The following is a 20,103-nucleotide window of genomic DNA, read 5'->3' as shown; positions in this document are numbered from 1 at the left end:
GCGGCGGAACCGCCACAGTGGGGCATTCAGGCCACGAAAGGATCCTGCCCGGTCTCGCTGACCATGGGACGGCGCGCGAACTCCCACGACTGCATGCCGCCGCCCACGTTGACGGCGTCGCGCCCGAGCTGGTTGAGCCACGCCGTGACCTGCATCGACCGGCCGCCTACCCGGCACACCACGTAGACGGTGCGGTCGGCGGGCACCTCCTCGACCCGGCCCTGGATCTGCGACATGGGGATGTGCACGGCCTCGGGGGCGTGGCCGGCCAGCCACTCGTCCTGCTCGCGGACGTCGAGCAGGTAGGCGTCGTCGGGAACGGCGGTGACGTCGATCTCTGGAACGGTCATGTCTCCATCATCCCGCGCCCGGGACCCTACTTGAGCAGGCGCGACATCCGCCGGTCGGCCAGCGGCTTCCCGCCCGTCTGGCAGGTCGGGCAGTACTGGAGCGCGGAGTCGGCGAAGGACACCTCGCGGATCGTGTCGCCGCACACGTCGCACGGCTGGCCGGCCCGGTTGTGCACGCGCAGCCCGGACTTCTTCTCCGCCTTGAGGTCCTTGGCGGCCAGCCCGTGCGCCCGTTCGACGGCGTCGCGCAACGTCGTCACGATGGCCTCGTGCAGGTCGGCGATCTGGGCGTCGGTCAGCGTCGCGGCGATCTTGAACGGCGACATCCTCGCCGCGTGCAGCACCTCGTCGGAGTAGGCGTTGCCGATGCCCGCGATCACCTTCTGGTCGCGCAGCAGCCCCTTGATCTGGGTGCGGTTGCCGCCCACGATGCGCTTGAGCGCCTCGACGGTGAAGGCGTCGTCGAGCGGGTCGGGGCCCAGGGCGGCGACGCCGGGCACGTCCTCCGGCTTGTCGGTGACGTAGACGGCCAGCCGTTTCTGCGTGCCGGCCTCGGTCAGCTCGAAGCCGGGGGCCAGGCCGTCGTCGTCCGGCGCCAGCCGTACGCGTACGGCCAGCGGCCCCTTGCCCGGCCGCACCGGCCGCGCGCCGGTCAGGTCGTCGCGCCAGCGCAGCCAGCCGGCGCGGGCCAGATGGATGATCAGGTGCAGGCCGTCGCAGTCGAGGTCGAGGAACTTGCCGTGCCTCGACACGTTCGTGACGGTGAGCCCGCCGAGCGCGGTGACCGGCGGGTCGAACGTCTTGAGCGCCTGGAAGCCGACGACGTCGACGCCGGCGATCGAACGGCCGACCGCCCGCTCGCGCAGGAAGTTGGTGAGCGACTCCACCTCGGGAAGTTCCGGCATGCCCCCAGGGTATGGCGCGCGCCGGGCCGGCACGCGACTACGGCACGTCCCAGAAGGCGAGCTCGTGTGCCATGCCCTCGGCGAACAGCGCCTCCGCCCGTACGGGGTCGGGGTCGGCCTCGTCGATCATCTGCCCGATCCGTACGGTCAGCACCGCGAACGCGGGGTCGGCGTAGGTGTCCACCCAGGCCCGGTACCGCGGCTCGGCGGGCGGGTTCTCGGCGAGAATCTTCCCAAGACTCGAATATCCCCACATACACGGATAAAGCGCGGCCAACCCCTCCCCGTACGACCCCGCCGCCTCCAGCAGGAACGCCGTGTACGCCACACACGCCGGCCCCTTCACCGCGTTGTCCAGATCGGCCCCGAACTCCGCCGACAACGACCGATGCAGCCGCAGTTCGTCGTGGTACGTCGCGTACGCCAGATCCACCAGGTCTCCCACATGCCCGTCCGGCGCCTGCCAGGCCAGCCTGGAGAACACCCGCACATAGTCGAGCAGGTACAGGTAGTCCTGCTCCAGCCAGGACCGGAAGACCGGCTCCGGCAGGTCGCCGCGCCCGATGCCGGCCACCGTGGGATGGTCCAGCTGCGCCTGGAGCAAGGGCCGGCCGATCGCGTGAAGTCTTTCCGAAATGCTCATGCCTGGGAGGTTAGTGTCGGGACATGACCGTGACGATCGCCGAAGAACTCCTCCTCCTCGCCCACGACGAGGAAGCAGGCAAGCAGCTCATCGGAGGCGTCCAGCTCGATCCCGCGCTCGGCGGCGCGATCCTCGCCGAGCTGGCCGCCGCGGGCCGCGTCGAGCTGGCCGACGACAAGGTGACGGTGACGGACCCCACCCCGCTGGGCGACGCCGAGCTCGACGCCGCCCTCGCCCGCATGGCCGAGGACGGCAAGGCCAGGAAGCCCGCGTGGTGGGTGCAGCGGCTGCAGTCGGACAAGCTGCGCAGGCGCCTGCTCACCAGGCTCGCCGAGGCGGGCGTGCTGGCCGAGGAGCGCGGCCGGGTCCTGGGCATCTTCCCGACCACGCGCTGGCCGGAGGCGGACCCCCAGGTGGAGGCCGACGTGCGCGAACGCGTCACGGCCGTCCTCGCGGGCGCCGACCCCGACGAGCGCACCGCCACGCTGATCGCGATCATGCACGCGGCGAAGCTCGACCGCAAAGCCTTCCCGGGCGCCGACCGCGAGCGCGTCAAGGAGATCGCCGAGGGCGAGTGGGCCGGCCAGGCGGTCGCCAAGACGATCACCGCCATCACCGCGGCCATCGCGGCCACCGCCTCCACCGCCGCGGTCGTCGCCGCCACCACGACCTGAGCCGGCCCTGACCGGGCCCGGCCGTTCCCGCGAGGCTCGCGCCTTTGCGGGAACGGGTCAACCGGCGTCCACGATCTCCTTCGGCACCGGCTTGTCGGCCTTCAGCGCGTCGAAGAGGGCCAGCGCCTTGAGCCGGTCCCACTTGACCGCCGCGCCGCCGCCGGCGACGATCTCGTTCCCGCCGAACGGCACCACCGTCGTGACCGGGCTGTCGCCCATCGCCAGCCCCAGCGAGAGCATGTCGAACGCGCCGGTGCCGGAGTCGACCTCGACCGCGTCCGTGGCGCTCATGGCCAGCGGGATCGAGGTGAACGGGTTGATCAGCACGCCCGGACTGGCGGCCTTCTTCACCACCGCGCCGAGGAACTGCCGCTGCCGCTTGGTGCGCTCGAAGTCCGGCAGCGCGCCGCCCTTGCGGGTGCGCACGTAGCCGAGGGCCTGGGCGCCGTTGAGCACCTGCTTGCCCTTCTTGAGCTTGAGCCCGGCCTTGGGGTCGTCGACGTCGGCCCGGACGTTGATCTCGACGCCGCCGATCGCGTCCACGATGTCCACGAAGCCGGCGAAGCCGATCTCCATGTAGTTGTCGACGTGCACGCCGGTGACCGTCTCGATCGTGCGGACCAGCAGCTTCGGCCCGCCGGACGCGTACGCCGCGTTGAGCTTGTCGCGTCCGCGCCCCGGAATGGTCACCGCCGAGTCGCGCGGCAGGCTGACCAGGGTGGGCTTGTCGCCGTTGTCGGAGATGTGCAGCAGCATCATCGAGTCGGTGCGCTGCCCGACCGCGCGCCCGGTGGCCAGCTTCTTGCGCTCGGCCGCGGTCAGGCCCTTGCGGCTGTCGGAGCCGACCAGCAGCCAGTTGGTGCCGGGTGTGTCGGCGGGCCGGCCCGGGTACTCGTCGAGCACCCCGTCGATGCCCGCCAGCCGGGAGTTGATCCAGAAGAACAGGCCCACGGACGCCACCAGGAGCAGCGCGACCAGGCCCGCGACGATCTTCAGGACGGTCCGGCCGCGCACCCGCGGCCCCCTGGGCCCGCGCGGCTCCTTCGGCGCGGGGTCGCCCGCCGCCCTGAGCGGTTTGACCGGGCTGTTCCCGGCACGCTCGCGTCCGTAGACCTTGCCCGATCGGGGAGGCGGTGGAGGCGGCGGCGACTGCTGCTCGTCGGAGTAGGCGGGCAGCTTGGACGTGGCCGCGTTCGGCACGCCCGGCGGGACCCGGTGGGCGGGTGCGCCACCGGAACGCTGCCCGTCGCCGGGCCTCGGTGGCAGCGGGCGGCCGTCGCCCGGCGAGCGCATGGCCCGCGTACGGTCGTCCTCAGACACTTCGCCTTCTTCCCTTCGGTATGCCATAGACGCTACGTCCAACCCCCTGGCAGTGAAGACATCTCACCAAGTTTCTCCCACGTACAAGTACACACAACTAGCGGAGAGTCACTGCGGAAACATAGACGCGGACTGCGTCGTTAGCGTTATGGACGACCTCTATCGAAGGGATGATCGTGTCCGCTCCGGACTCGTGGAGTCTTGGCCCGTGCCTCGGCACGGGTTCCTCTGAGGGCTCACCCCGGTGAGCGCCTATCTCGGCCTACTGGCCCTTTTCCTCCTCACCGCCGCCACCGGGTACTTCGTCGCCCAGGAGTTCGCCTTCGTCGCCGCCGACCGGGGCCTCCTGCGCGAGCAGGCCGCCGCCGGTGACACCCAGGCCGAAAAGGCGCTCCAGGTGACCTCCCGGCTCTCGTTCATGCTCTCGGGCGCCCAGCTCGGCATCACCGTCACGGCCCTGCTCGTCGGCTTCCTGGCCGAGCCGGCCATCTCCGTCCTGGTACGGCCCTGGCTCGACGGCACGGGCCTGCCCGACGCGGCGATCACGGGGCTGTCCGTGGCCGCCGGCGTGTTCGTGGCGACCGTGGTGCAGATGGTGCTCGGCGAGCTGGCGCCGAAGAACCTCGGCATCGCCAGGCCCGAGCCGGTGGCCAAGTTCCTGGCCGGGTCCACGCTGGTCTACCTGGCGGTCGTCGGGCCGGTGGTCAAGCTGTTCGACTCGGCCGCCACCGGGCTGCTCCGCCGCGTCGGCATCGAGCCGGTCGAGGAGGTCGAGCACGGGGCCACCCCCGAGGAGCTCTCCCGGATCATCGAGGAGTCGACCCAGGCGGGCGAGCTGCCCCCGAGGTTGTCGGAGCTGCTGGAGCGCGCCCTGGAGTTCGGCGACCACAGCGCCGAGGAGATCATGGTGCCGCGCCCCCGCGTGGTGGCGCTGCGCGACTCCCAGCCCATCTCCGACCTGGTGGAGGTCATGCGCGAACGCGGCCACTCCCGCTACCCCGTCGTCGGTGACGACGGCGACGTGGTGGGCGTGACGGGCGTGCGCGAGCTGCTGGAGTCCGGCCTGGACGAGGGCCTGGTCGGCAGCATCACCCGCCCCGCGCTGCTGGTGCCCGACTCGCTGCCGCTGCCGGCCGTCCTCGACCGGATGCGGGCGGCCAACGACGACATCGTCTGCGTCATCGACGAGTACGGCGGCCTGGCCGGCGTGCTCACCGTCGAGGACCTGGCCGAGGAGCTGGTCGGCGAGCTCGTCGACGAGAACGACCCCGAGCCGGCGGGCGCCGTCGAGCGGCCCGGCGGCGTCTGGGAGGTGCCCGGCTGGCTCAGGCTGGACGAGGTCGAGCGCGCGACCGGCGTCGCGCTGCCGGAGAGCGACGACTACGACACCCTCGCCGGCCTGGTGCTGGCCCGGCTGGGCCGGATGCCCGACCCCGGCGACATGGTGATCGTCCCCATCGAGGGGGACGCCGACCCGTTCGCCGAGGACGCGGCCGAGCACCTGGCCGAGCTGACCGTCATGTCGCTCAACCGCCGGGTGCCCGAATGGGTGCGGCTCGCGCCCGTGCAGCACGCGGAGGCGTCCCGATGACGATGATCCTGGTCAGCCTCGCGCTGCTGTTCTTCAACGCGCTGTTCGTGGCCGCCGAGTTCGCGTTCGTCTCCGCCAGGCGGCACCGCCTGGAGGAGATGGCCTCGGGCGGCAACCGCCTGGTCCGGGTCGCGGCCAAGTCGGCCGTGGGCGGCGGGCGTCAGCTCTCGCTCATGCTGGCCGGCGCGCAGCTCGGCATCACGCTGTGCACGCTGGGCCTCGGCCAGGTCACCGAGCCGGCCATCGAGCACTTCCTGGAGCCGGTCTTCGCCGCCGTCGGCGTGCCGGAGTCGCTGCGCATGCCGATCGCGCTGACGATCGCCCTGGCGCTGGTGACGTTCCTGCACATGGTGGTGGGCGAGATGGCGCCCAAGTCGTGGGCGCTGACGCACCCCGAGCGGGCGGCGCTGGTGCTGACGCTGCCGTTCCGCGGGTTCACGCAGCTCATGCGGCCGCTGCTGTCGTCGCTCAACGGGCTGACCAACCTGATCCTGCGCCTGTTCGGCGTGCAGCCGCGCGACGAGCTGGCCACCACCAGGACGCCCCGGCAGCTCGCCATGCTGGTGGGCGAGTCGGGCCGGATGGGCCTGCTCGACCGCGAGGAGCACGACCTGCTCACCCGCGCGCTGCGGCTGCAGGCCGAGGGCATCGAGCGTCTGATGGTGCCGATCGACCGGGCCGTGAAGGTGCCGCCGGCCGCCGGGTCGGCCCAGATCAGGGCCAGGGCGGCGGGCAGCGGCCACCTGCGGCTGCTCGTGGGCGGTCCGGCGGGCATCGAGGGCGTCCTGCACGCCCGTGACGCCCTCCTGCAGCCCACGCGCACGGCCGGTGAGCTCGCCAGGCCGCTGCCGAGGCTGGCGTGCGTCACGCAGGTCCCCGAGGCCGTGACGGCCCTTCAGGAGGCCCGCGCGCACCTGGCGCTGGTCACCGGCCAGGGCGGCGCGGTCATCGGCATGGTGAGCCTCACGGACCTGCTGGGCGAGCTCCTGGACACCAAGGCCGCCTCGCGCGCCTACTCCCCGGCGGCGAACCCGTCGAGGTAGGCGGCGTGCTGCGCCCGCTCGGTCTCGATGAGCGGGTGCGGCTCGGCGTAGACGTGTTCGAAGATCGCCGAAGGGGCGGGGTCGGGCAGTTCGAGCAGCCGCCTGCGCAGCTCGGCCCCGATCTTGGCGGCGTCGGCCTCGACCTCGCCGAAGAAGTCGTCGCCGGTGCCGACCGCGGTCAGGTACGCCCTGACCCGCTCGATGGGGTCGCGCCGCCGCCACGCCTCGACGTCGTCCTTGGCCCGGTAGCGGGTGGGGTCGTCGGAGGTGGTGTGCGCCCCCATCCGGTACGTGAACGCCTCGATGAGCGTGGGCCCCTGCCCCGACCGGGCGTCGGCCAGCGCCTTGCGCGTGACCGCGAGGCAGGCCAGCACGTCGTTCCCGTCGACCCGGACGCCGGGGAACCCGAAGCCCTCGGCCCGGCGGTACAGCGGGATCCGCGACTGGCGTTCCTGGGGCTCGGAGATGGCCCACTGGTTGTTCTGGCAGAAGAACACGATCGGCGCGTGGCAGGCGCCCGCGAAGACGAACGCCTCGTTCACGTCGCCCTGTGAGGTGGCGCCGTCGCCGAAGTAGACGATGGTCGCCCCGGCCTTGTCGGTGCCGATGACGCCGTCGCGCTGCATGCCCATCGCGTAACCGGTGGCGTGCAGGGCCTGCGTCCCGATGACGATCGTGTACAGGAAGAAGTTGTGCCGGGACGGGTCCCAGCCGCCGTGGTTGACGCCGCGCCACATGGCGACCACGTCGAGGGGGTCCATCCCCCGGCAGTAGGCGACCCCGTGCTCCCGGTAGGAGGGGAAGACGGCGTCCAGATCCCCGACGGCGCGCCCGGAGCCGACCTGGGCGGCCTCCTGCCCGAGCAGGGACGTCCACAGCCCCAGCTCCCCCTGACGGGCGAGCGCGACGGCCTCGGAGTCGATCCGCCGGACGACCACGAGATCCCGATAAAGATCCCGGATCTCATCATCCGAGACGACCAGCGGATATTCCGGATGCTCCACGCGCTCACCAGAGGGCGTGAGCAGCTGAACCATCGAGTCATCCATGTGCGGCAACCCCCTGAACAGAAACCCAGCGGCCACAGTTTGCCGTAGCCCTCAGGATCACCCGAACCCGCCCACCAAACCAATGTGACCTAAATCACGCAAGCCACCAGAAAGTTCGCTGCAAGCCGGCCGACCTAAGGTCCAAGAACCACGTCACGAGAAAGAAATCCCAGGACCCTTGCGCACCAGGACCCGGTACGAAACTGTGGGCCAGACCCGAGAGACGAGCATCCCCCATGGACGGGGGTCCGGGGGAGAATCCCCCGAACGCTTGTCCCCCTGGGGGTCCGGGGGTCATCCCCCGGGCAGATATGACGAGGGGACCCGAGGAAGCCGACCTGTAAGGCCGGCGACCAAGGATCCCCTAGTCACCGAGTGGGCGAGGAGGGATTTGAACCCTCACGTCCTTTCGGACACACGGACCTGAACCGTGCGCGTCTGCCGTTCCGCCACCCGCCCGTTTGTGGGTGCGGAGAAACAGTAGCACGGAACAGCCACTGGTACTGAACCCGGATACGATCGCAGAAGACACGGAAGCGGAGGAGCTGGGCGCGACTGGCAACGAGCGTCACGACGCCGCCACGTGGGACGAGCGGAAACCGGGCGCCGGAAGCGTCTGGGGCCGCGATCATATGCAGGGAAGAAGGGAGGTACCCGGTGGGAGTCCTTCAGCGCTTCGAGCGAAGGCTCGAAGGCTTGGTTGAGGGGGCCTTTGCGCGGGCGTTCAAATCTGACCTTCAGCCGGTCGAGGTCGCCAGCGCGGTTCAACGGGAGATGGACGAGCGGGCGGCGATCGTCGCACAGGGCCGGACGCTCGTGCCCAACGACTTCGTGGTGGAGCTGTCCACGACCGACAGCGAACGGCTTGAGGTCTACGCCGACAGCATCAGCCACGAGCTGGCCAACCTCGCCAGGGAGTACGCCAAGGAACAGGGCTACTCCTTCGTGGGACCGGTCCGGGTGCGCTTCGAGACCGCCGGGGACCTGGCTGTGGGGCTGTTCCGCATCCGGTCCGGCGTCATCCGCGGCGCGACGGTCGAGCAGGACGAGATCCGCCAGCCGGCGAGCGACCTGCCCCCGTCCAGGCCCGGGGCCTTCAACGGGCGGCCCAGGCTGCTCGTCTCCACCCAGGACGACCCGCAGGGCGACCGCTCCTACGAGCTCACCACGCCGGTGACCTTGCTAGGCAGGGGCACCGACTGCGATCTTCGTCTTGTCGATCCGGGAGTCTCGCGGCACCATGCGGAGCTGCGCGTCGAGGGGCAGCTCGTGGCCCTCGTCGATCTCGGTTCGACGAACGGCACCTTCGTCAACGGCCAGCCGGTACGCAGAATCGAGCTCCAGAACGGCACGCGAGTGACGCTGGGACGCACGACTCTGGTGTTCCGGCGCGATTAGGGGTAGACAGACGGTCCATGTCCGAGCTCACGCTGCTGCTGATCCGGCTCGCCTTCCTGGCGGTGCTGTGGTTTTTCGTCATTGCCGCAGTCGGCGTGATCCGGACTGACTTGTTCGGTTCACGCACGGCTCCCGCGGGCCCGCGCAAAGCCGTGAAGCCCGCCAAACCGGTGGCCAAGCCCAAGAGCAAAAAGGGCGAGCCACGCCAGCTCATCGTTACCGGTGGCCCATTGCAGGGCACCACCATTAACCTCACGGAGACGCCCATCACCATTGGCCGGGCGAACGACGCCACGCTGGTAGTCAGCGACGACTACGCATCCAGCCGGCATGCCCGGCTCTTCCCTCAGGACGGTCAGTGGATCGTGGAAGATCTCGGTTCGACCAACGGCACGTATCTCGACCGCTCGAAAGTCACCCGTCCGACCCCGGTGCCGCTCGGTGTTCCGATCCGCGTCGGCAAGACAGTCATTGAATTGCGCAAATGACCATCGCACTCCGCTACGCCGCCCGCTCGGACGTCGGCCTCCTCCGCGAAGGGAACGAGGACTCGGCGTACGCTAGCGGCCGCCTGCTGGCCGTCGCCGACGGCATGGGCGGGCACGCACACGGCGAGGTGGCGAGCTCTGTCGCCATCGCCGCCATGGCCTCTCTGGAAGAGGCCCAACAGGGGGGTGACCTGCTCAACGCCATCGAGGCAGCGGTGCGCGACGCCAATCGCCGGCTGCACGAGATGGTCGGGCGGGATCCCAGCCTCAAAGGCATGGGCACGACGCTCACCGCCATGCTCTGGAACGGCACCCAGGTCGCCCTGGTGCACGTGGGCGACTCGCGCGCCTACCTCCTGAGACGCGGCGAGCTCTACCAGATCACCCATGACCACACCCTGGTGCAGCAGCTCGTCGACGACGGGCGCATCACGCCCGAAGAGGCGGCCACGCACCCCCAACGATCGATCCTGCTGCGCGCGCTCGACGGCAGCGGCGAGGTCGATCCCGACCTCACTCTGCGCGAGGCGCAGGTGGGCGACCGCTACCTGCTCTGTTCCGACGGCCTGTCGGGCGTGGTGAGCGCCGAGACGCTGCACGCCACGCTGACCAACATCGACGACCCCGAAGAGGTGGTCCGCCAGCTCATCGATCTGGCGAACCGGGGCGGCGGGCCCGACAACATCACGTGCGTGCTCGCCGACGTGCTGGAGATCAGCGACGGCCAGGAAGTTCCCGTGGAGGCGGCGGTCGTCGGCGCCGCGGGGATGACCAGGCTGCGAGGAGGCGCTCCGGAGACCCAGCCGGGGCGAGTGAGCGCGGTGACCGCACCCCAGCCGGCGATCGCCGACGGTGACGACTTCGATGAGCCGGTCGCGCAGGCGACCCGGCGGTCGGGGCGGCGCCGTCGTGTGTGGCCCGTGCTGGTCACCGTGCTCGGGGTGGGCGCCGTCGCCTTGGGCGCCGGCGGTTACCTCGGATGGCAGTGGACCCAGGACCAGTTCTTCGTCGGTGCCAGGGGCGACGAAGTGGTCATCTTCCAGGGGATCAAGCAGGAGGTGGGGCCGATCGAGTTCTTCCACGTGGAGAAGCGCACCGGCCGTCCGGTCTCCAAGCTGTCCCCGGCGGACCAGGCCCTGATCAAGAGCGGCATCCCCGTCACCGACGTCAACGAAGGCGTGACGAAGATAAACGGATTGAAGTTCTCCCAGGACGACAAGGGCGACACGGGCGACACGAGCTCCACCACGGCCACGTCCCCGACTCCCTCCGCCACCAAGACGAAATCGCAATAAATGGCAGAAATGCTCGCGACCCCCGTCCCGATGCCGGCCAAACGGCGGGTGGCCCAGCTGGTCCTGCTCGCCCTGGCGGTGCTGATCATCATGGGCGCCTACGCCAACGTCGGCCTGGCCGTCGACGGCAAGGTGCCGGCCGGCATGCTGGCCTACGGGCTGGGCCTGGGCGGCCTGATGCTGGCGGCCTACCTGGTGCTGGCCAAGTTCGCGCCATGGGCCGACCCGCTGATCCTGCCGCTGGTGACCCTGATCAACGGCCTCGGGCTGGTGATGATCTACCGGCTGGAGTCGGCCGACATGGGCGGCGCCTCCGCGGCCAACCAGATCATGTGGACCGGCGTCGGCGTCGTGATGTTCTCGATCACGTTGATCGTGCTGCGCGACCACCGCATGCTGCAACGCCTGACGTACACGGCGGGCGCGGTGGGCCTGGTGCTGCTGGCGATCCCGGCGCTGCTGCCCGGCTCGCTCAGCGAGGTCCAGGGCGCCAAGATCTGGATCCGCATCGGCGGCTTCTCCATCCAGCCGGGCGAGTTCGCCAAGCTGGCGCTGGTGGTCTTCTTCGCCGGTTACCTGGTGGCCAAGCGCGACGTGCTGGCGCTGGCCGGGCGGCGGCTGCTCTTCATCGACCTGCCGCGTGCCCGGGACCTCGGGCCGGTCCTGGTCACCTGGGGCCTCAGCCTGCTGGTGCTGGTCTTCGAGAAGGACCTGGGCACCTCGCTGCTGCTGTTCGGGACGTTCATCGCGATGCTCTACATCGCCACCCAGCGCACCTCGTGGGTGCTCATCGGCATCCTGCTGTTCGTCGGCGGCGCCTTCCTCGCCGGGCAGGTCTTCGACCACGTGGGCGCGCGTTTCGACGCCTGGCTCGACCCGAGCAACCCGGTCTACTACGGCACGGCTCCCGTCTGCCTGGAGGACCCGCCGGGCGACCCGATGTGCAGCAAGAGCTACCAGATCATGCAGGGGCTGTTCGGGTTCGGCGCGGGCGGCATCCTCGGCACCGGGCTCGGCCAGGGCCACCCCGACCTGATCCCGCTGAGCTTCTCCGACTTCATCTTCGCCGCGACCGGCGAGGAGCTCGGGCTGACCGGCCTGATGGCGCTGCTCATGCTCTACGCGCTGCTGGTCGAGCGCGGCCTGCGCACCTCGCTCGTGGCCCGCGACCCGTTCTCGAAGCTGCTGGCGGGCGGCCTGTCGTTCATCCTGGCCTGGCAGGTGTTCATCATCGTCGGCGGCGTGACGAACCTCATCCCGCTGACCGGCCTGGTCACGCCGTTCATGTCGCAGGGCGGCTCGGCGCTGCTGGCTAACTGGATCCTTATCGCGCTGCTGGTACGCATGTCAGACGCGGCGCGACGGCCCCCGCCCCAGGCGATCCAGAACGAAGGACTCACCCAGGTGTTCCAGCGATGAACAGCACTCTGAAGCGCGCGGCCGTGGCCTGCCTGGTCATGTTCGCGCTCCTGATGATCAACGTGAACATCCTCCAGGCGGTCCGGGCCGACGACTACCGCTCCAACCCGAGCAACCGCCGCAACTACTACGAGCGCTACGCCGTCGAACGCGGCCGCATCACCGCCGGCGGCAAGGTGATCGCCCAGTCGGTGGAGACCGACAGCAAGAACTTCCGGTTCGTCAGGAAGTACACCGACGGGAAGCTCTACGCGCACGTCACGGGCTACTTCTCGCCCGAGAGCGCGAGCGCGATCGAGGGGGCCGAGAACAAGCTGCTCGACGGCTCCAGCGCCGACCTGCTGCTGCGGCGGAGCATCGACCTGTTCACGGGCGAGCCGACCAGGGGCGCGAACGTCGACCTCACGATCAACCCCAAGGCGCAGAAGGCGGCCTACGACGCCCTGCGCGCCAGCGGCAAGCGCGGCGCGCTGGTGGCGCTCGACCCGCGGACGGGCGGGATCCTGGCCATGGTGTCGCTGCCCACCTTCGACCCGGCCGAGCTGTCGGGCACCGACAAGGGCACGGTGTTCTCCCGCTACAACGAGCTGGACAAGGACAAGAGCCAGCCGCTGCTCAACCGGGCCATCGCCCAGACGTACCCGCCGGGGTCGACGTTCAAGGTCGTGACGGCGGCGGCGTACCTGGAGGACGACTCCTCGCGCGGCGGCGACACCACGGTCGACGCGCCGCAGCGGCTGCCGCTGCCCAACACCAACATCAGCCTGCCCAACTACGGCGGCGCGGCCTGCGGCGCCGGCCAGGTGCCGCTCGTGTACGCGCTGGAGAAGTCCTGCAACACGCCGTTCGCCAAGATCGGCATGCAGCTGGGCTTCGACAGGCTCAACGAGCAGACCGAGAAGTTCGGCATGGGCAAGCAGATCGGCGTGCCGATGTCGGTGGCCCAGAGCGACTTCGGCAGCAAGTACGACGACGCCGCGCTCGCGATGGCCTCGATCGGTCAGCGCGACAACCGGATGACGCCCCTGCAGATGGCCATGATCGCGGCCGGCATCGCCAACGACGGCAAGGTGATGAAGCCGTACCTGGTGAACAAGATCACCGACTCCAAGAACGACGTCATGGAGGAGGCCAAGCCCGAGGAGCTGACCGAGGCGGTCAGCTCCGAGACGGCGAAAAAGCTGCGCGACATGATGGTCAGCGTGGTCAACAACGGCACGGCCAACCTCGCGCAGGTGCCGGGCGTCCAGGTGGGCGGCAAGACCGGCACCGCGGAGACCAGCAACGGCGCGCCGCCGCACGCCTGGTTCATCTCCTTCGCGCCCGCCGAGGACCCGAAGGTGGCGCTGGCGGTCATCGTCGAGTCGGGCGCGGCCAACGTCGGCGCGGAGGCCACGGGCGGCCACACCGCCGCTCCGATCGCAAAGGCTGTGCTGGAGGCGGTGCTGAACAAGTGAGTGACGGTAACGTGCTGGGTCATGCGGCTCCGTAACCGCTATCTCCTGCTCTCCCGCATCGCCACGGGCGGTATGGGAGAGGTGTGGCGCGCCCGTGACGAGCTTCTGGGCCGCGAGGTCGCGGTCAAGATCCTGCGCAGTCACATGCACGCCGACCCCACGTTCCGCGAGCGCTTCCGCAACGAGGCGCGGCTCACGGCCGCCCTGGCCGATCCCGGGGTGGCCCAGATCTTCGACTACGGCGAGCAGAGCGATCTGGCCTATCTCGTGATGGAGCTGGTGCACGGCGAGCCGCTGTCGGCCATCCTGGGGCGCAACGGCGCGCTCGGGCCCGAGGTGGCCCTCGACGTGGTGCACCAGACCGCCAAGGCGCTGCACGCGGCCCACTCCTCCGGGATCATCCACAGGGACGTCAAGCCCGGCAACCTGCTGGTCACCCGCGAGGGCACGATCAAGGTGACCGACTTCGGCATCGCGCGCGCCTTGGAGGCCGCGCCCGTCACGCAGACCGGCACCGTCCTCGGCACCGCCCAGTACGTGAGCCCGGAGCAGGCCCAGGGTTTCCCGCTCACACCCGCGACCGACCTGTACTCGCTGGGCGTGGTGGCCTACGAGTGCCTGGCGGGCCACACGCCGTTCCGGGCCGACAGCCAGGTGGCGATCGCGCTGCTGCATCTCAACGAGCAGCCGCCGCCGCTCGGCGCGGACGTGCCCGTCCCGGTGCGCGACCTGGTCATGACGCTGCTGTCCAAGGAGCCGGGGATGCGTCCGGCCTCGGCGCTGGAGGCGGCCGACCGGGCGTACGTGCTGCGCCAGTCGCTGGTCGAGGGCGTCGAGCAGGGCGCCGACCTGAGCATGTACACCGATCCGGCGGGTTTCCGGGTGCGCGAGCCGGCCACGGAGGACCAGCGGGCGACCGAGAGCCTCGCCCCGGCGACGACCGTCCAGAGCCCGCCCGACCCGCCGCCCCGCAGCCGCCGCGGCGCGCGGACGCTGGCGCTGGTCGCGACGGCCGGCTGCGTGGCCGCGGTGGGGTTGAGCGCGATCACGTTCGCCAACCGCGATACGACGCCGCCTCCCCTGCCGGAGATCGCCGAGCCCAGCCACTCCCCGATGCAGTCGCCTGAGCTGCTCAGGCCCACGCGGACGAAGAAGCGCACGCGCCGACCCCCGGCGGTTCCGGTGAAGTCGACGCGGCCGGTACCCTCGCGGTCGGCTACGGTAAGCAAGTCGGCTACTCCTACGAAGAAGCCGACACCGAAGCCAACCCCGACCACCCGTACCCCGACTCCCACCCCCACCACCCCAACGCCCAGCAGGACACCGACAACTCCGACACCAACCGCTTCGCCGGACCCGGGTGGCACAAACCCGCCGAAGGAGGAGACGTGATGCGCTACGGGGTCGATGATGGACACCGGCGGCCCCCCGAGCAGGCCGGTACCCAAGATGAACGGTAAGGGACAGTGCAGGAAATGACTCAGCCTCGGCTACTCGGAGGTCGTTACGAGCTCGACGGTGTCGTCGGGCGCGGCGGCATGGCCGAGGTGTATCGCGCCCGAGACATCCGGCTGGACCGCATAGTCGCGATCAAGACCCTCCGCTCCGACCTGGCGCGCGATCACACCTTCCAGGCCCGCTTCCGCCGCGAGGCGCAGTCGGCGGCCTCACTGAACCACCCCGCCGTCGTCGCTGTCTACGACACCGGCGAAGACGTCACCGACGGCACCCCGGTGCCCTACATCGTGATGGAGTACGTCGACGGCCGGACGCTGCGCGACCTGCTGCGCCAGGACCGCCGGCTGCTGCCCGAGCGGGCGGCCGAGCTGGTCGACGGCATCCTGCGCGCGCTCGACTACAGCCACCGCGGCGGCATCGTCCACCGTGACATCAAGCCGGCCAACGTGATGATCACGCGCGCCGGCGACGTCAAGGTGATGGACTTCGGCATCGCGCGCGCGATGGCCGACTCGGCCGCCACCATGACCCAGACGGCGCAGGTGATAGGGACCGCCCAGTACCTGTCGCCCGAGCAGGCCCGCGGCGAGCGCGTCGACGCCCGCAGCGACATCTACTCCACCGGCTGCGTGCTGTACGAGCTGCTCACCGGCCAGCCGCCGTTCACCGGCGACTCCCCGGTGGCGATCGCCTACCAGCACGTCCGCGAAGAGCCGATCCCGCCCTCGCAGATCGACCGCGAGATCCCGGCGTGGGCCGACGCGATCGTGCTCAAGGCCATGGCCAAGGACCCGGCCCACCGCTACCAGAACGCCGGCGAGATGCGGGCCGACATCCAGCGGGCCATGTCCGGCATGCCGGTCGACGCCCAGACGATGGCGATGACCGGGAACTTCAACCAGGGCACCCGCATGATGACCGCCACCCAGGCGGCCCAGGGCCCGGCCACGCAGCGCACCGGCGCGGTCCCGCCGTACGAGTACGGCGACGGCGACGGCACCCGCGTGGGGCGGCGCAGGGCCTCCGGCGGTGGCGGCAACGCGGTCAAGACTGCGTTGTGGATCATCATCCCGCTGCTGATCATCGGCGCCTTCGTCACGGTCGGCTACCTGGTGTTCGGCACCAAGGCCGCGCCCACCGACGCCTCGATCACCATCCCGGCCCTGGCCACGCAGAAGCTGGATCCCGCGCAGAAGGCGCTCATCACCCTGGGCCTGAAGCCCGAGGTGGTGCAGGAGGCCAGCGACGAGTTCGGCAAGGGCACGGTGATCCGGACCGAGCCGGCGGAGGGCGAGAAGGTCGAGAAGGGCGCCACGGTCAAGCTGGTCGTGTCCAAGGGCAAGGAGAAGGTCGCCGTACCCGACGGGCTCATCGGCATGGACACCCAGGAAGCGATGAAGGCACTCGCCGATGTCGGCCTGAAGGGCGTGGTCAAGACCAAGCAGTCCGCCAAGCCCCAGGGCAAGGTGTTCGAGACCAAGCCGGCGGCCGGCACCGAGATCGAGAAGGACGCCAGCGTCACCCTCTACGTGCCGTTCGAGCTGACCGAGCTGCCCGACGTGATCGGCTACACCCAGCAGGACGCCATCGCCGCGCTCAAGGGCGCCGGTTTCAAGGTGAAGGTGTCACCGCAGGCCAGTGACCAGGCCGAGGGCACGGTCATCCAGCAGAACCCGGGCGCGGGCCAGAAGCTGCAGCCGAACACGACGATCACGATCGTGGTGTCCACCGGCCCCGAGACGGCTCCGCCGCCCACCAACGAGCAGCCGACCGAGCAGCCGACCGACGACCAGACGGACGACTTCCCGTCCGACGAGCCGACCGAGGACAACCCGATCGGCGACGACGGCCTCAACGGCTGACCCGACCACCCAGGGCCGCCCTCCCCACATGGGAAGGGCGGCCCTCGGCGTTCCGTCGCAGAACTTCCGGCGCGCCGACAACTACGCCTCGCGGAAGGGGCCGGGGGGCGAGTGCGCCGTGTTGTGGGAAGGGCCCGAGGTGGTGAGCGTCCCGTGTTGCGGTAGGCGGCGGGCGGCGAGTGTCCCGCGTTGCGGGAAGGGCCGAGAGTAGCGAGCGTCCCGTGTTGCGGGATGGCCCGGGGGTCGCGAGCGTGTGGCGTTGCCGGAAGGGCCGGGGTGGCGAGTGGCGAGCCCTGCCGGAAGGGCCGGAGTGGCGGGTGTTCCGGCGCGCCGGGAGCCGGGGTTCACGGGGAGCGTGGAGAACGCCCCCGCCGCTCGGGGGCAACGGCGGGGGCGTTCATTTGGTAGTCGCTCTGTGCGAGCCGGGCGTTACACGATCCCGTGCAGCCAGTTCCCGAGCAGCCGGTGGCCGTGCTCGGACAGCACCGACTCCGGGTGGAACTGGATGCCCTCGATGGGCGCCCGGCGGTGGCGCAGGCCCATGATCACCCCGTCGTCGGTGCGGGCGGTCACGTCGAGGACCTCGGGGACGGTCTCCGGCAGCACGGCGAGCGAGTGGTAGCGGGTCATCGGCACCGGCGACGGCAGGCCCTCGAAGACCCCCTTGCCGTCGTGGTGCACGGCGCTGGTGCGCCCGTGGACCAGCTCGGGCGCGCGGGCCACGGTGGCCCCGAAGGCGACCGCGATGGCCTGATGGCCGAGGCAGACGCCGAGCAGGGGCGTGCCGCGTTCGGCCGCGCGCAGCACCAGCGGCACGCTCACGCCGGCCGCCTCCGGGGTGCCCGGCCCGGGGCTGACGAGCACGCCGTCGAAGGCGTCGCCGTCGCGCACGCCCACGACGTCACGGGGGCGCACGTCGCAGTCGGCGCCCAGTACGCGCAGGTACTGGACGATCGTGTGGACGAAGCTGTCGTGGTTGTCCACGACCAGCACGCGGGTCATCTTCTTACGGTCACCTCGTCGAGCGTCACCGCCGGCTCCAGGAGCGGGAACACGGCATACCAGAGTACGACCCCCACGACCATGACCAGCAAGGCGGCCGCCAGCACCTTGCGACGAGGGTCCCCGGGCAGCTTGCGCCAGATCCAGCCGTACATGTCATTCCTTCCTGAGCTCGGTCTTCTTGAGCACGCCGTACACGATGAGGCGCTGGGCGGCGGAGTACTCGGGGTGGCAGGTGGAGAGGGTGATGTAGGCGCGGATGGGACGGATGTCGGGCTTGCCGGGGACGGGGGCGAGCACCTCCACCTCCGTGGGCTCCACGACGTCCTGGGACGTGACGCGGTAGGTGTAGCGCGCCTCGCGGGCGTCCACGACGATCTCGTCGCCGCGTTCGAGCTCGTCGAGCTCCTTGAACGGGGCCGCGTACGTGGTCCGGTGGCCCGAGACCACGAAGTTGCCGATCTGGCCGGGCATGGCGCTGTCGGGGTAGTGTCCCGGGCCCTTCTTCAGGTGCTCGGCGTCCACGCCCTCGACGATGGCGTACCGGTAGTCGCGGCCGAGCCGCGGGATGCTCAGCATGGCGACGGCCCTGCCGAGCTGGACTTTGTCGATGCGGCCGCGGTCGCGCTCCGCCTTCTCGGCGGCCAGCTCGCGCTGGAGCAGCAACTGCTGGCTCTTGGTGTAGGCGCCGGTGCCCCAGAGCAGGTAGGCGCAGAACAACATGAGGACCAGGCCGGCGGTGATGCTCAGCTCCCCCACGGCCCGGAAGATGGACCGCATGTCGTCAGCGTATTCATGACATCTCCCGACGTGGGGGATCGCCATGTCGTGCGCGTGGCGACTATCCTGGGGCACGCTTCAACTACGCTTAACGAAGAGCCTGTGGACGATCCGGAAGCCCAGGCCCTCAGCAGGAGTTACCCAGTGCCCAAGTCCAAGGCTCGCAAGAAGGCGGTTTACACCCCGCCGCAGAAGTCCCAGCAGGTCAGGGTCAGCCCGCGCTGGCTGGCGCCCACCATGGTGGTGTCCTGGATCATCGGCATCCTGTGGATCGCGATCTACTACATCGCCCCGCAGGCGCCCTTCTTCAGCGACCTCCAGAACTGGAACCTGCTGATCGGGTTTGTCTTCATCATCTTCGGTGTGGTTCTTTCCACCCGCTGGCGTTAGTTCTTTCCACAGTCTTTTCCACAGCCTGGGGAAGTCAGATCGAGCTCAGGATCGCCGAGGTCCGGGCCATCACGAGCACGGCTAGCACGGCCAGCGCTCCCGCGATCGCCAGCACCTGCCACAGGGTCCGGTTGTTCTTGGGGGCGTAGGCCATCGCTCCCGCCAGCACCGAGCCGGTGATCAGGCCGCCGACGTGCCCGGTCCAGCTGATGCCGGGGAACACGAAGGTGATCACCAGGTTGATCACGATGAGCATGGCGATGCCGCGTACGTCCATGTTGAGCTTGCGGCCCACCACGAAGACGGCGCCGAAGAGGCCGAAGATGGCTCCGGACGCCCCCACGGTCGGCTGGCCGAGCGGGTCGAGCCAGAGGCTGAGCACGCTGCCGCCGACGGCGCTGACGAGGTAGAGGGCCGTGTAACGCACGTGCCCGAACGCGCGCTCCAGATAGGGCCCGACGACGTAGAGCGCCCAGCAGTTGAACAGGATGTGGAAGACGCCGGCGTGCACGAACGCGGCGCTGACCAGCCGGTAGTAGTCGCCGAAGACCGCCACTCCGGCCGGCCACATCTGCAGCGCGCCGGTGACGGCGGGCACGAGGTATTGGGCGCCGAAGACGAGGACGTTGACGGCCAGGATGGCCCAGGTGACGTACGGTGTGCCGACGACCTGGCCGCCGAAGGTGGAGCGGGCCTGGCGGAAGCCCTGGTTGCCCTGGGCGACGCATTCGGGGCACTGGAAGCCCACGGCGGCGTCGCGCATGCAGTCGGGGCAGATGGGCCGGTCGCAGCGCTGGCAGCGGACCCAGGTCTCCCTGCCGGGATGCCGGTAGCACGTGGGGACCGCCTCGGCAGGCTGCTCGGGCTGCGAGGGCGGGCTGGGCGGCTGGCTGGTCATGTCCAGAGCCTATGACGTACCGGACGTAGCTGTGTGCCGTCGATCAGGGCTGTGACATGCCTGCCCGAAGGGGGCGGGGAC

General features: G+C 70.2%; 20 protein-coding genes and 1 tRNA gene. 11 read left to right on the top strand and 10 right to left on the bottom strand.

The genetic code is table 11. The annotated features are described in order from the left end of the window. Positions 1–26: 26 nt before the first annotated feature. From ACFYUV_RS26230 to ACFYUV_RS26220, 3 genes are read right to left on the bottom strand one after another with little or no spacing between them, the layout of a single operon-like run. Entirely contained in the window at positions 27–350 is a 324-nt protein-coding gene (locus ACFYUV_RS26230; protein WP_352318274.1) for a rhodanese-like domain-containing protein, read from the bottom strand. 26 nt (positions 351–376) lie between these two features. Beyond that, entirely contained in the window at positions 377–1,255 is an 879-nt protein-coding gene (locus ACFYUV_RS26225) for an Fpg/Nei family DNA glycosylase (protein WP_387672027.1), read from the bottom strand. Positions 1,256–1,292: 37 nt separating this feature from the next. After that, on the bottom strand, positions 1,293–1,898 hold the full coding sequence (locus ACFYUV_RS26220; protein ID WP_387672024.1) for a TenA family protein: 606 nt from the start codon (positions 1,896–1,898) through the stop codon (positions 1,293–1,295). Positions 1,899–1,921: 23 nt separating this feature from the next. On the opposite strand from ACFYUV_RS26220, the gene ACFYUV_RS26215 reads away from it, so the two are divergent. Beyond that, entirely contained in the window at positions 1,922–2,572 is a 651-nt protein-coding gene (locus ACFYUV_RS26215) for a GPP34 family phosphoprotein (protein WP_387672021.1), read from the top strand. Between the two features lie 57 nt (positions 2,573–2,629). Here the strand turns inward: ACFYUV_RS26215 and ACFYUV_RS26210 are convergent, their stop codons facing one another. After that, positions 2,630–3,892 carry an LCP family protein gene (locus ACFYUV_RS26210; RefSeq protein ID WP_364327965.1) on the bottom strand — a complete coding sequence of 421 codons (1,263 nt, stop codon included), beginning with the start codon at positions 3,890–3,892 and terminating at the stop codon, positions 2,630–2,632. A gap of 244 nt (positions 3,893–4,136) precedes the next feature. On the opposite strand from ACFYUV_RS26210, the gene ACFYUV_RS26205 reads away from it, so the two are divergent. Both ACFYUV_RS26205 and ACFYUV_RS26200 read left to right on the top strand, forming a co-directional pair. Next, positions 4,137–5,483: a hemolysin family protein gene (locus ACFYUV_RS26205; RefSeq protein WP_387672018.1), complete on the top strand. Its 1,347-nt coding sequence runs from the start codon at positions 4,137–4,139 to the stop codon at positions 5,481–5,483. Next, positions 5,480–6,526 carry a hemolysin family protein gene (locus tag ACFYUV_RS26200; RefSeq protein WP_357982951.1) on the top strand — a complete coding sequence of 349 codons (1,047 nt, stop codon included), beginning with the start codon at positions 5,480–5,482 and terminating at the stop codon, positions 6,524–6,526. Before ACFYUV_RS26205 ends, ACFYUV_RS26200 begins: the two co-directional genes overlap by 4 nt. Here the strand turns inward: ACFYUV_RS26200 and pdhA are convergent. Then, positions 6,496–7,563 (bottom strand): pyruvate dehydrogenase (acetyl-transferring) E1 component subunit alpha, encoded by a 1,068-nt coding sequence (gene pdhA, locus ACFYUV_RS26195; protein ID WP_387672015.1) that lies wholly within the window; start codon positions 7,561–7,563, stop codon positions 6,496–6,498. The two genes, ACFYUV_RS26200 and pdhA, sit on opposite strands and share 31 nt — an antisense overlap. A gap of 388 nt (positions 7,564–7,951) precedes the next feature. Then, a tRNA-Leu gene (locus tag ACFYUV_RS26190) sits at positions 7,952–8,034 on the bottom strand. Positions 8,035–8,232: 198 nt separating this feature from the next. On the opposite strand from ACFYUV_RS26190, the gene ACFYUV_RS26185 reads away from it, so the two are divergent. The 7 genes from ACFYUV_RS26185 (at position 8,233) to pknB (ending at position 16,952) form a co-directional block, all read left to right on the top strand. Further along, entirely contained in the window at positions 8,233–8,973 is a 741-nt protein-coding gene (locus ACFYUV_RS26185) for a DUF3662 and FHA domain-containing protein (RefSeq protein WP_125640997.1), read from the top strand. Between the two features lie 17 nt (positions 8,974–8,990). Further along, the gene (locus ACFYUV_RS26180; protein WP_357693136.1) at positions 8,991–9,461 is read left to right on the top strand and encodes an FHA domain-containing protein; all 471 of its coding nucleotides are present in this window, start codon (positions 8,991–8,993) and stop codon (positions 9,459–9,461) included. After that, entirely contained in the window at positions 9,458–10,756 is a 1,299-nt protein-coding gene (locus ACFYUV_RS26175) for a Stp1/IreP family PP2C-type Ser/Thr phosphatase (protein WP_358291004.1), read from the top strand. The genes ACFYUV_RS26180 and ACFYUV_RS26175 overlap by 4 nt, the downstream gene beginning before the upstream one ends. After that, positions 10,757–12,175 carry an FtsW/RodA/SpoVE family cell cycle protein gene (locus tag ACFYUV_RS26170; protein ID WP_358291006.1) on the top strand — a complete coding sequence of 473 codons (1,419 nt, stop codon included), beginning with the start codon at positions 10,757–10,759 and terminating at the stop codon, positions 12,173–12,175. After that, positions 12,172–13,632 carry a peptidoglycan D,D-transpeptidase FtsI family protein gene (locus ACFYUV_RS26165; RefSeq protein ID WP_387672012.1) on the top strand — a complete coding sequence of 487 codons (1,461 nt, stop codon included), beginning with the start codon at positions 12,172–12,174 and terminating at the stop codon, positions 13,630–13,632. The genes ACFYUV_RS26170 and ACFYUV_RS26165 overlap by 4 nt, the downstream gene beginning before the upstream one ends. Before the next feature lie 21 nt (positions 13,633–13,653). Further along, on the top strand, positions 13,654–15,024 hold the full coding sequence (locus ACFYUV_RS26160; protein ID WP_387672009.1) for a serine/threonine-protein kinase: 1,371 nt from the start codon (positions 13,654–13,656) through the stop codon (positions 15,022–15,024). An 83-nt stretch (positions 15,025–15,107) separates the two neighbouring features. After that, positions 15,108–16,952 carry a Stk1 family PASTA domain-containing Ser/Thr kinase gene (pknB, locus tag ACFYUV_RS26155; protein WP_387672006.1) on the top strand — a complete coding sequence of 615 codons (1,845 nt, stop codon included), beginning with the start codon at positions 15,108–15,110 and terminating at the stop codon, positions 16,950–16,952. Between the two features lie 429 nt (positions 16,953–17,381). Here pknB and ACFYUV_RS26150 read toward each other — a convergent pair whose 3' ends face one another. From ACFYUV_RS26150 to ACFYUV_RS26140, 3 genes are read right to left on the bottom strand one after another with little or no spacing between them, the layout of a single operon-like run. After that, positions 17,382–17,954, bottom strand: a complete 573-nt coding sequence (locus ACFYUV_RS26150; protein WP_364327984.1) for a gamma-glutamyl-gamma-aminobutyrate hydrolase family protein — start codon at positions 17,952–17,954, stop codon at positions 17,382–17,384. Then, positions 17,951–18,109, bottom strand: a complete 159-nt coding sequence (locus ACFYUV_RS26145; RefSeq protein ID WP_387672003.1) for a hypothetical protein — start codon at positions 18,107–18,109, stop codon at positions 17,951–17,953. The genes ACFYUV_RS26150 and ACFYUV_RS26145 overlap by 4 nt, the downstream gene beginning before the upstream one ends. 1 nt (position 18,110) lies before the next feature. Further along, positions 18,111–18,734, bottom strand: a complete 624-nt coding sequence (locus tag ACFYUV_RS26140; RefSeq protein WP_387672001.1) for a class E sortase — start codon at positions 18,732–18,734, stop codon at positions 18,111–18,113. 144 nt (positions 18,735–18,878) lie between these two features. On the opposite strand from ACFYUV_RS26140, the gene ACFYUV_RS26135 reads away from it, so the two are divergent. Beyond that, a complete protein-coding gene (locus tag ACFYUV_RS26135; RefSeq protein ID WP_387671998.1) occupies positions 18,879–19,124 on the top strand; it encodes a cell division protein CrgA in 246 nt (81 codons plus the stop codon). A gap of 34 nt (positions 19,125–19,158) precedes the next feature. Here the strand turns inward: ACFYUV_RS26135 and ACFYUV_RS26130 are convergent, their stop codons facing one another. Continuing rightward, on the bottom strand, positions 19,159–20,022 hold the full coding sequence (locus tag ACFYUV_RS26130) for a rhomboid family intramembrane serine protease (protein ID WP_358291022.1): 864 nt from the start codon (positions 20,020–20,022) through the stop codon (positions 19,159–19,161). Between the last annotated feature and the right edge of the window lie 81 nt (positions 20,023–20,103).

The organism is Nonomuraea sp. NPDC003560 (assembly GCF_042878785.1).
Taxonomy (GTDB): Bacteria; Actinomycetota; Actinomycetes; order Streptosporangiales; family Streptosporangiaceae; genus Nonomuraea.
The sequence above is the reverse complement of the archived record's forward strand: the minus strand, read 5'-3'. Positions and strand labels throughout refer to the sequence as shown.

Excerpts from the sequence above, each read along its gene's own strand:
- ACFYUV_RS26230 (WP_352318274.1), bottom strand. The coding sequence starts at position 350 with ATGACCGTTCCAGAGATCGACGTCACCGCCGTTCCCGACGACGCCTAC.
- ACFYUV_RS26225 (WP_387672027.1), bottom strand. The coding sequence starts at position 1,255 with ATGCCGGAACTTCCCGAGGTGGAGTCGCTCACCAACTTCCTGCGCGAG.
- ACFYUV_RS26220 (WP_387672024.1), bottom strand. The coding sequence starts at position 1,898 with ATGAGCATTTCGGAAAGACTTCACGCGATCGGCCGGCCCTTGCTCCAG.
- ACFYUV_RS26215 (WP_387672021.1), top strand. The coding sequence starts at position 1,922 with ATGACCGTGACGATCGCCGAAGAACTCCTCCTCCTCGCCCACGACGAG.
- ACFYUV_RS26200 (WP_357982951.1), top strand. The coding sequence starts at position 5,480 with ATGACGATGATCCTGGTCAGCCTCGCGCTGCTGTTCTTCAACGCGCTG.
- pdhA (WP_387672015.1), bottom strand. The coding sequence starts at position 7,563 with ATGGTTCAGCTGCTCACGCCCTCTGGTGAGCGCGTGGAGCATCCGGAA.
- ACFYUV_RS26180 (WP_357693136.1), top strand. The coding sequence starts at position 8,991 with ATGTCCGAGCTCACGCTGCTGCTGATCCGGCTCGCCTTCCTGGCGGTG.
- ACFYUV_RS26175 (WP_358291004.1), top strand. The coding sequence starts at position 9,458 with ATGACCATCGCACTCCGCTACGCCGCCCGCTCGGACGTCGGCCTCCTC.
- ACFYUV_RS26170 (WP_358291006.1), top strand. The coding sequence starts at position 10,757 with ATGGCAGAAATGCTCGCGACCCCCGTCCCGATGCCGGCCAAACGGCGG.
- ACFYUV_RS26165 (WP_387672012.1), top strand. The coding sequence starts at position 12,172 with ATGAACAGCACTCTGAAGCGCGCGGCCGTGGCCTGCCTGGTCATGTTC.
- ACFYUV_RS26160 (WP_387672009.1), top strand. The coding sequence starts at position 13,654 with ATGCGGCTCCGTAACCGCTATCTCCTGCTCTCCCGCATCGCCACGGGC.
- pknB (WP_387672006.1), top strand. The coding sequence starts at position 15,108 with ATGACTCAGCCTCGGCTACTCGGAGGTCGTTACGAGCTCGACGGTGTC.
- ACFYUV_RS26150 (WP_364327984.1), bottom strand. The coding sequence starts at position 17,954 with ATGACCCGCGTGCTGGTCGTGGACAACCACGACAGCTTCGTCCACACG.
- ACFYUV_RS26145 (WP_387672003.1), bottom strand. The coding sequence starts at position 18,109 with ATGTACGGCTGGATCTGGCGCAAGCTGCCCGGGGACCCTCGTCGCAAG.
- ACFYUV_RS26140 (WP_387672001.1), bottom strand. The coding sequence starts at position 18,734 with ATGCGGTCCATCTTCCGGGCCGTGGGGGAGCTGAGCATCACCGCCGGC.
- ACFYUV_RS26130 (WP_358291022.1), bottom strand. The coding sequence starts at position 20,022 with ATGACCAGCCAGCCGCCCAGCCCGCCCTCGCAGCCCGAGCAGCCTGCC.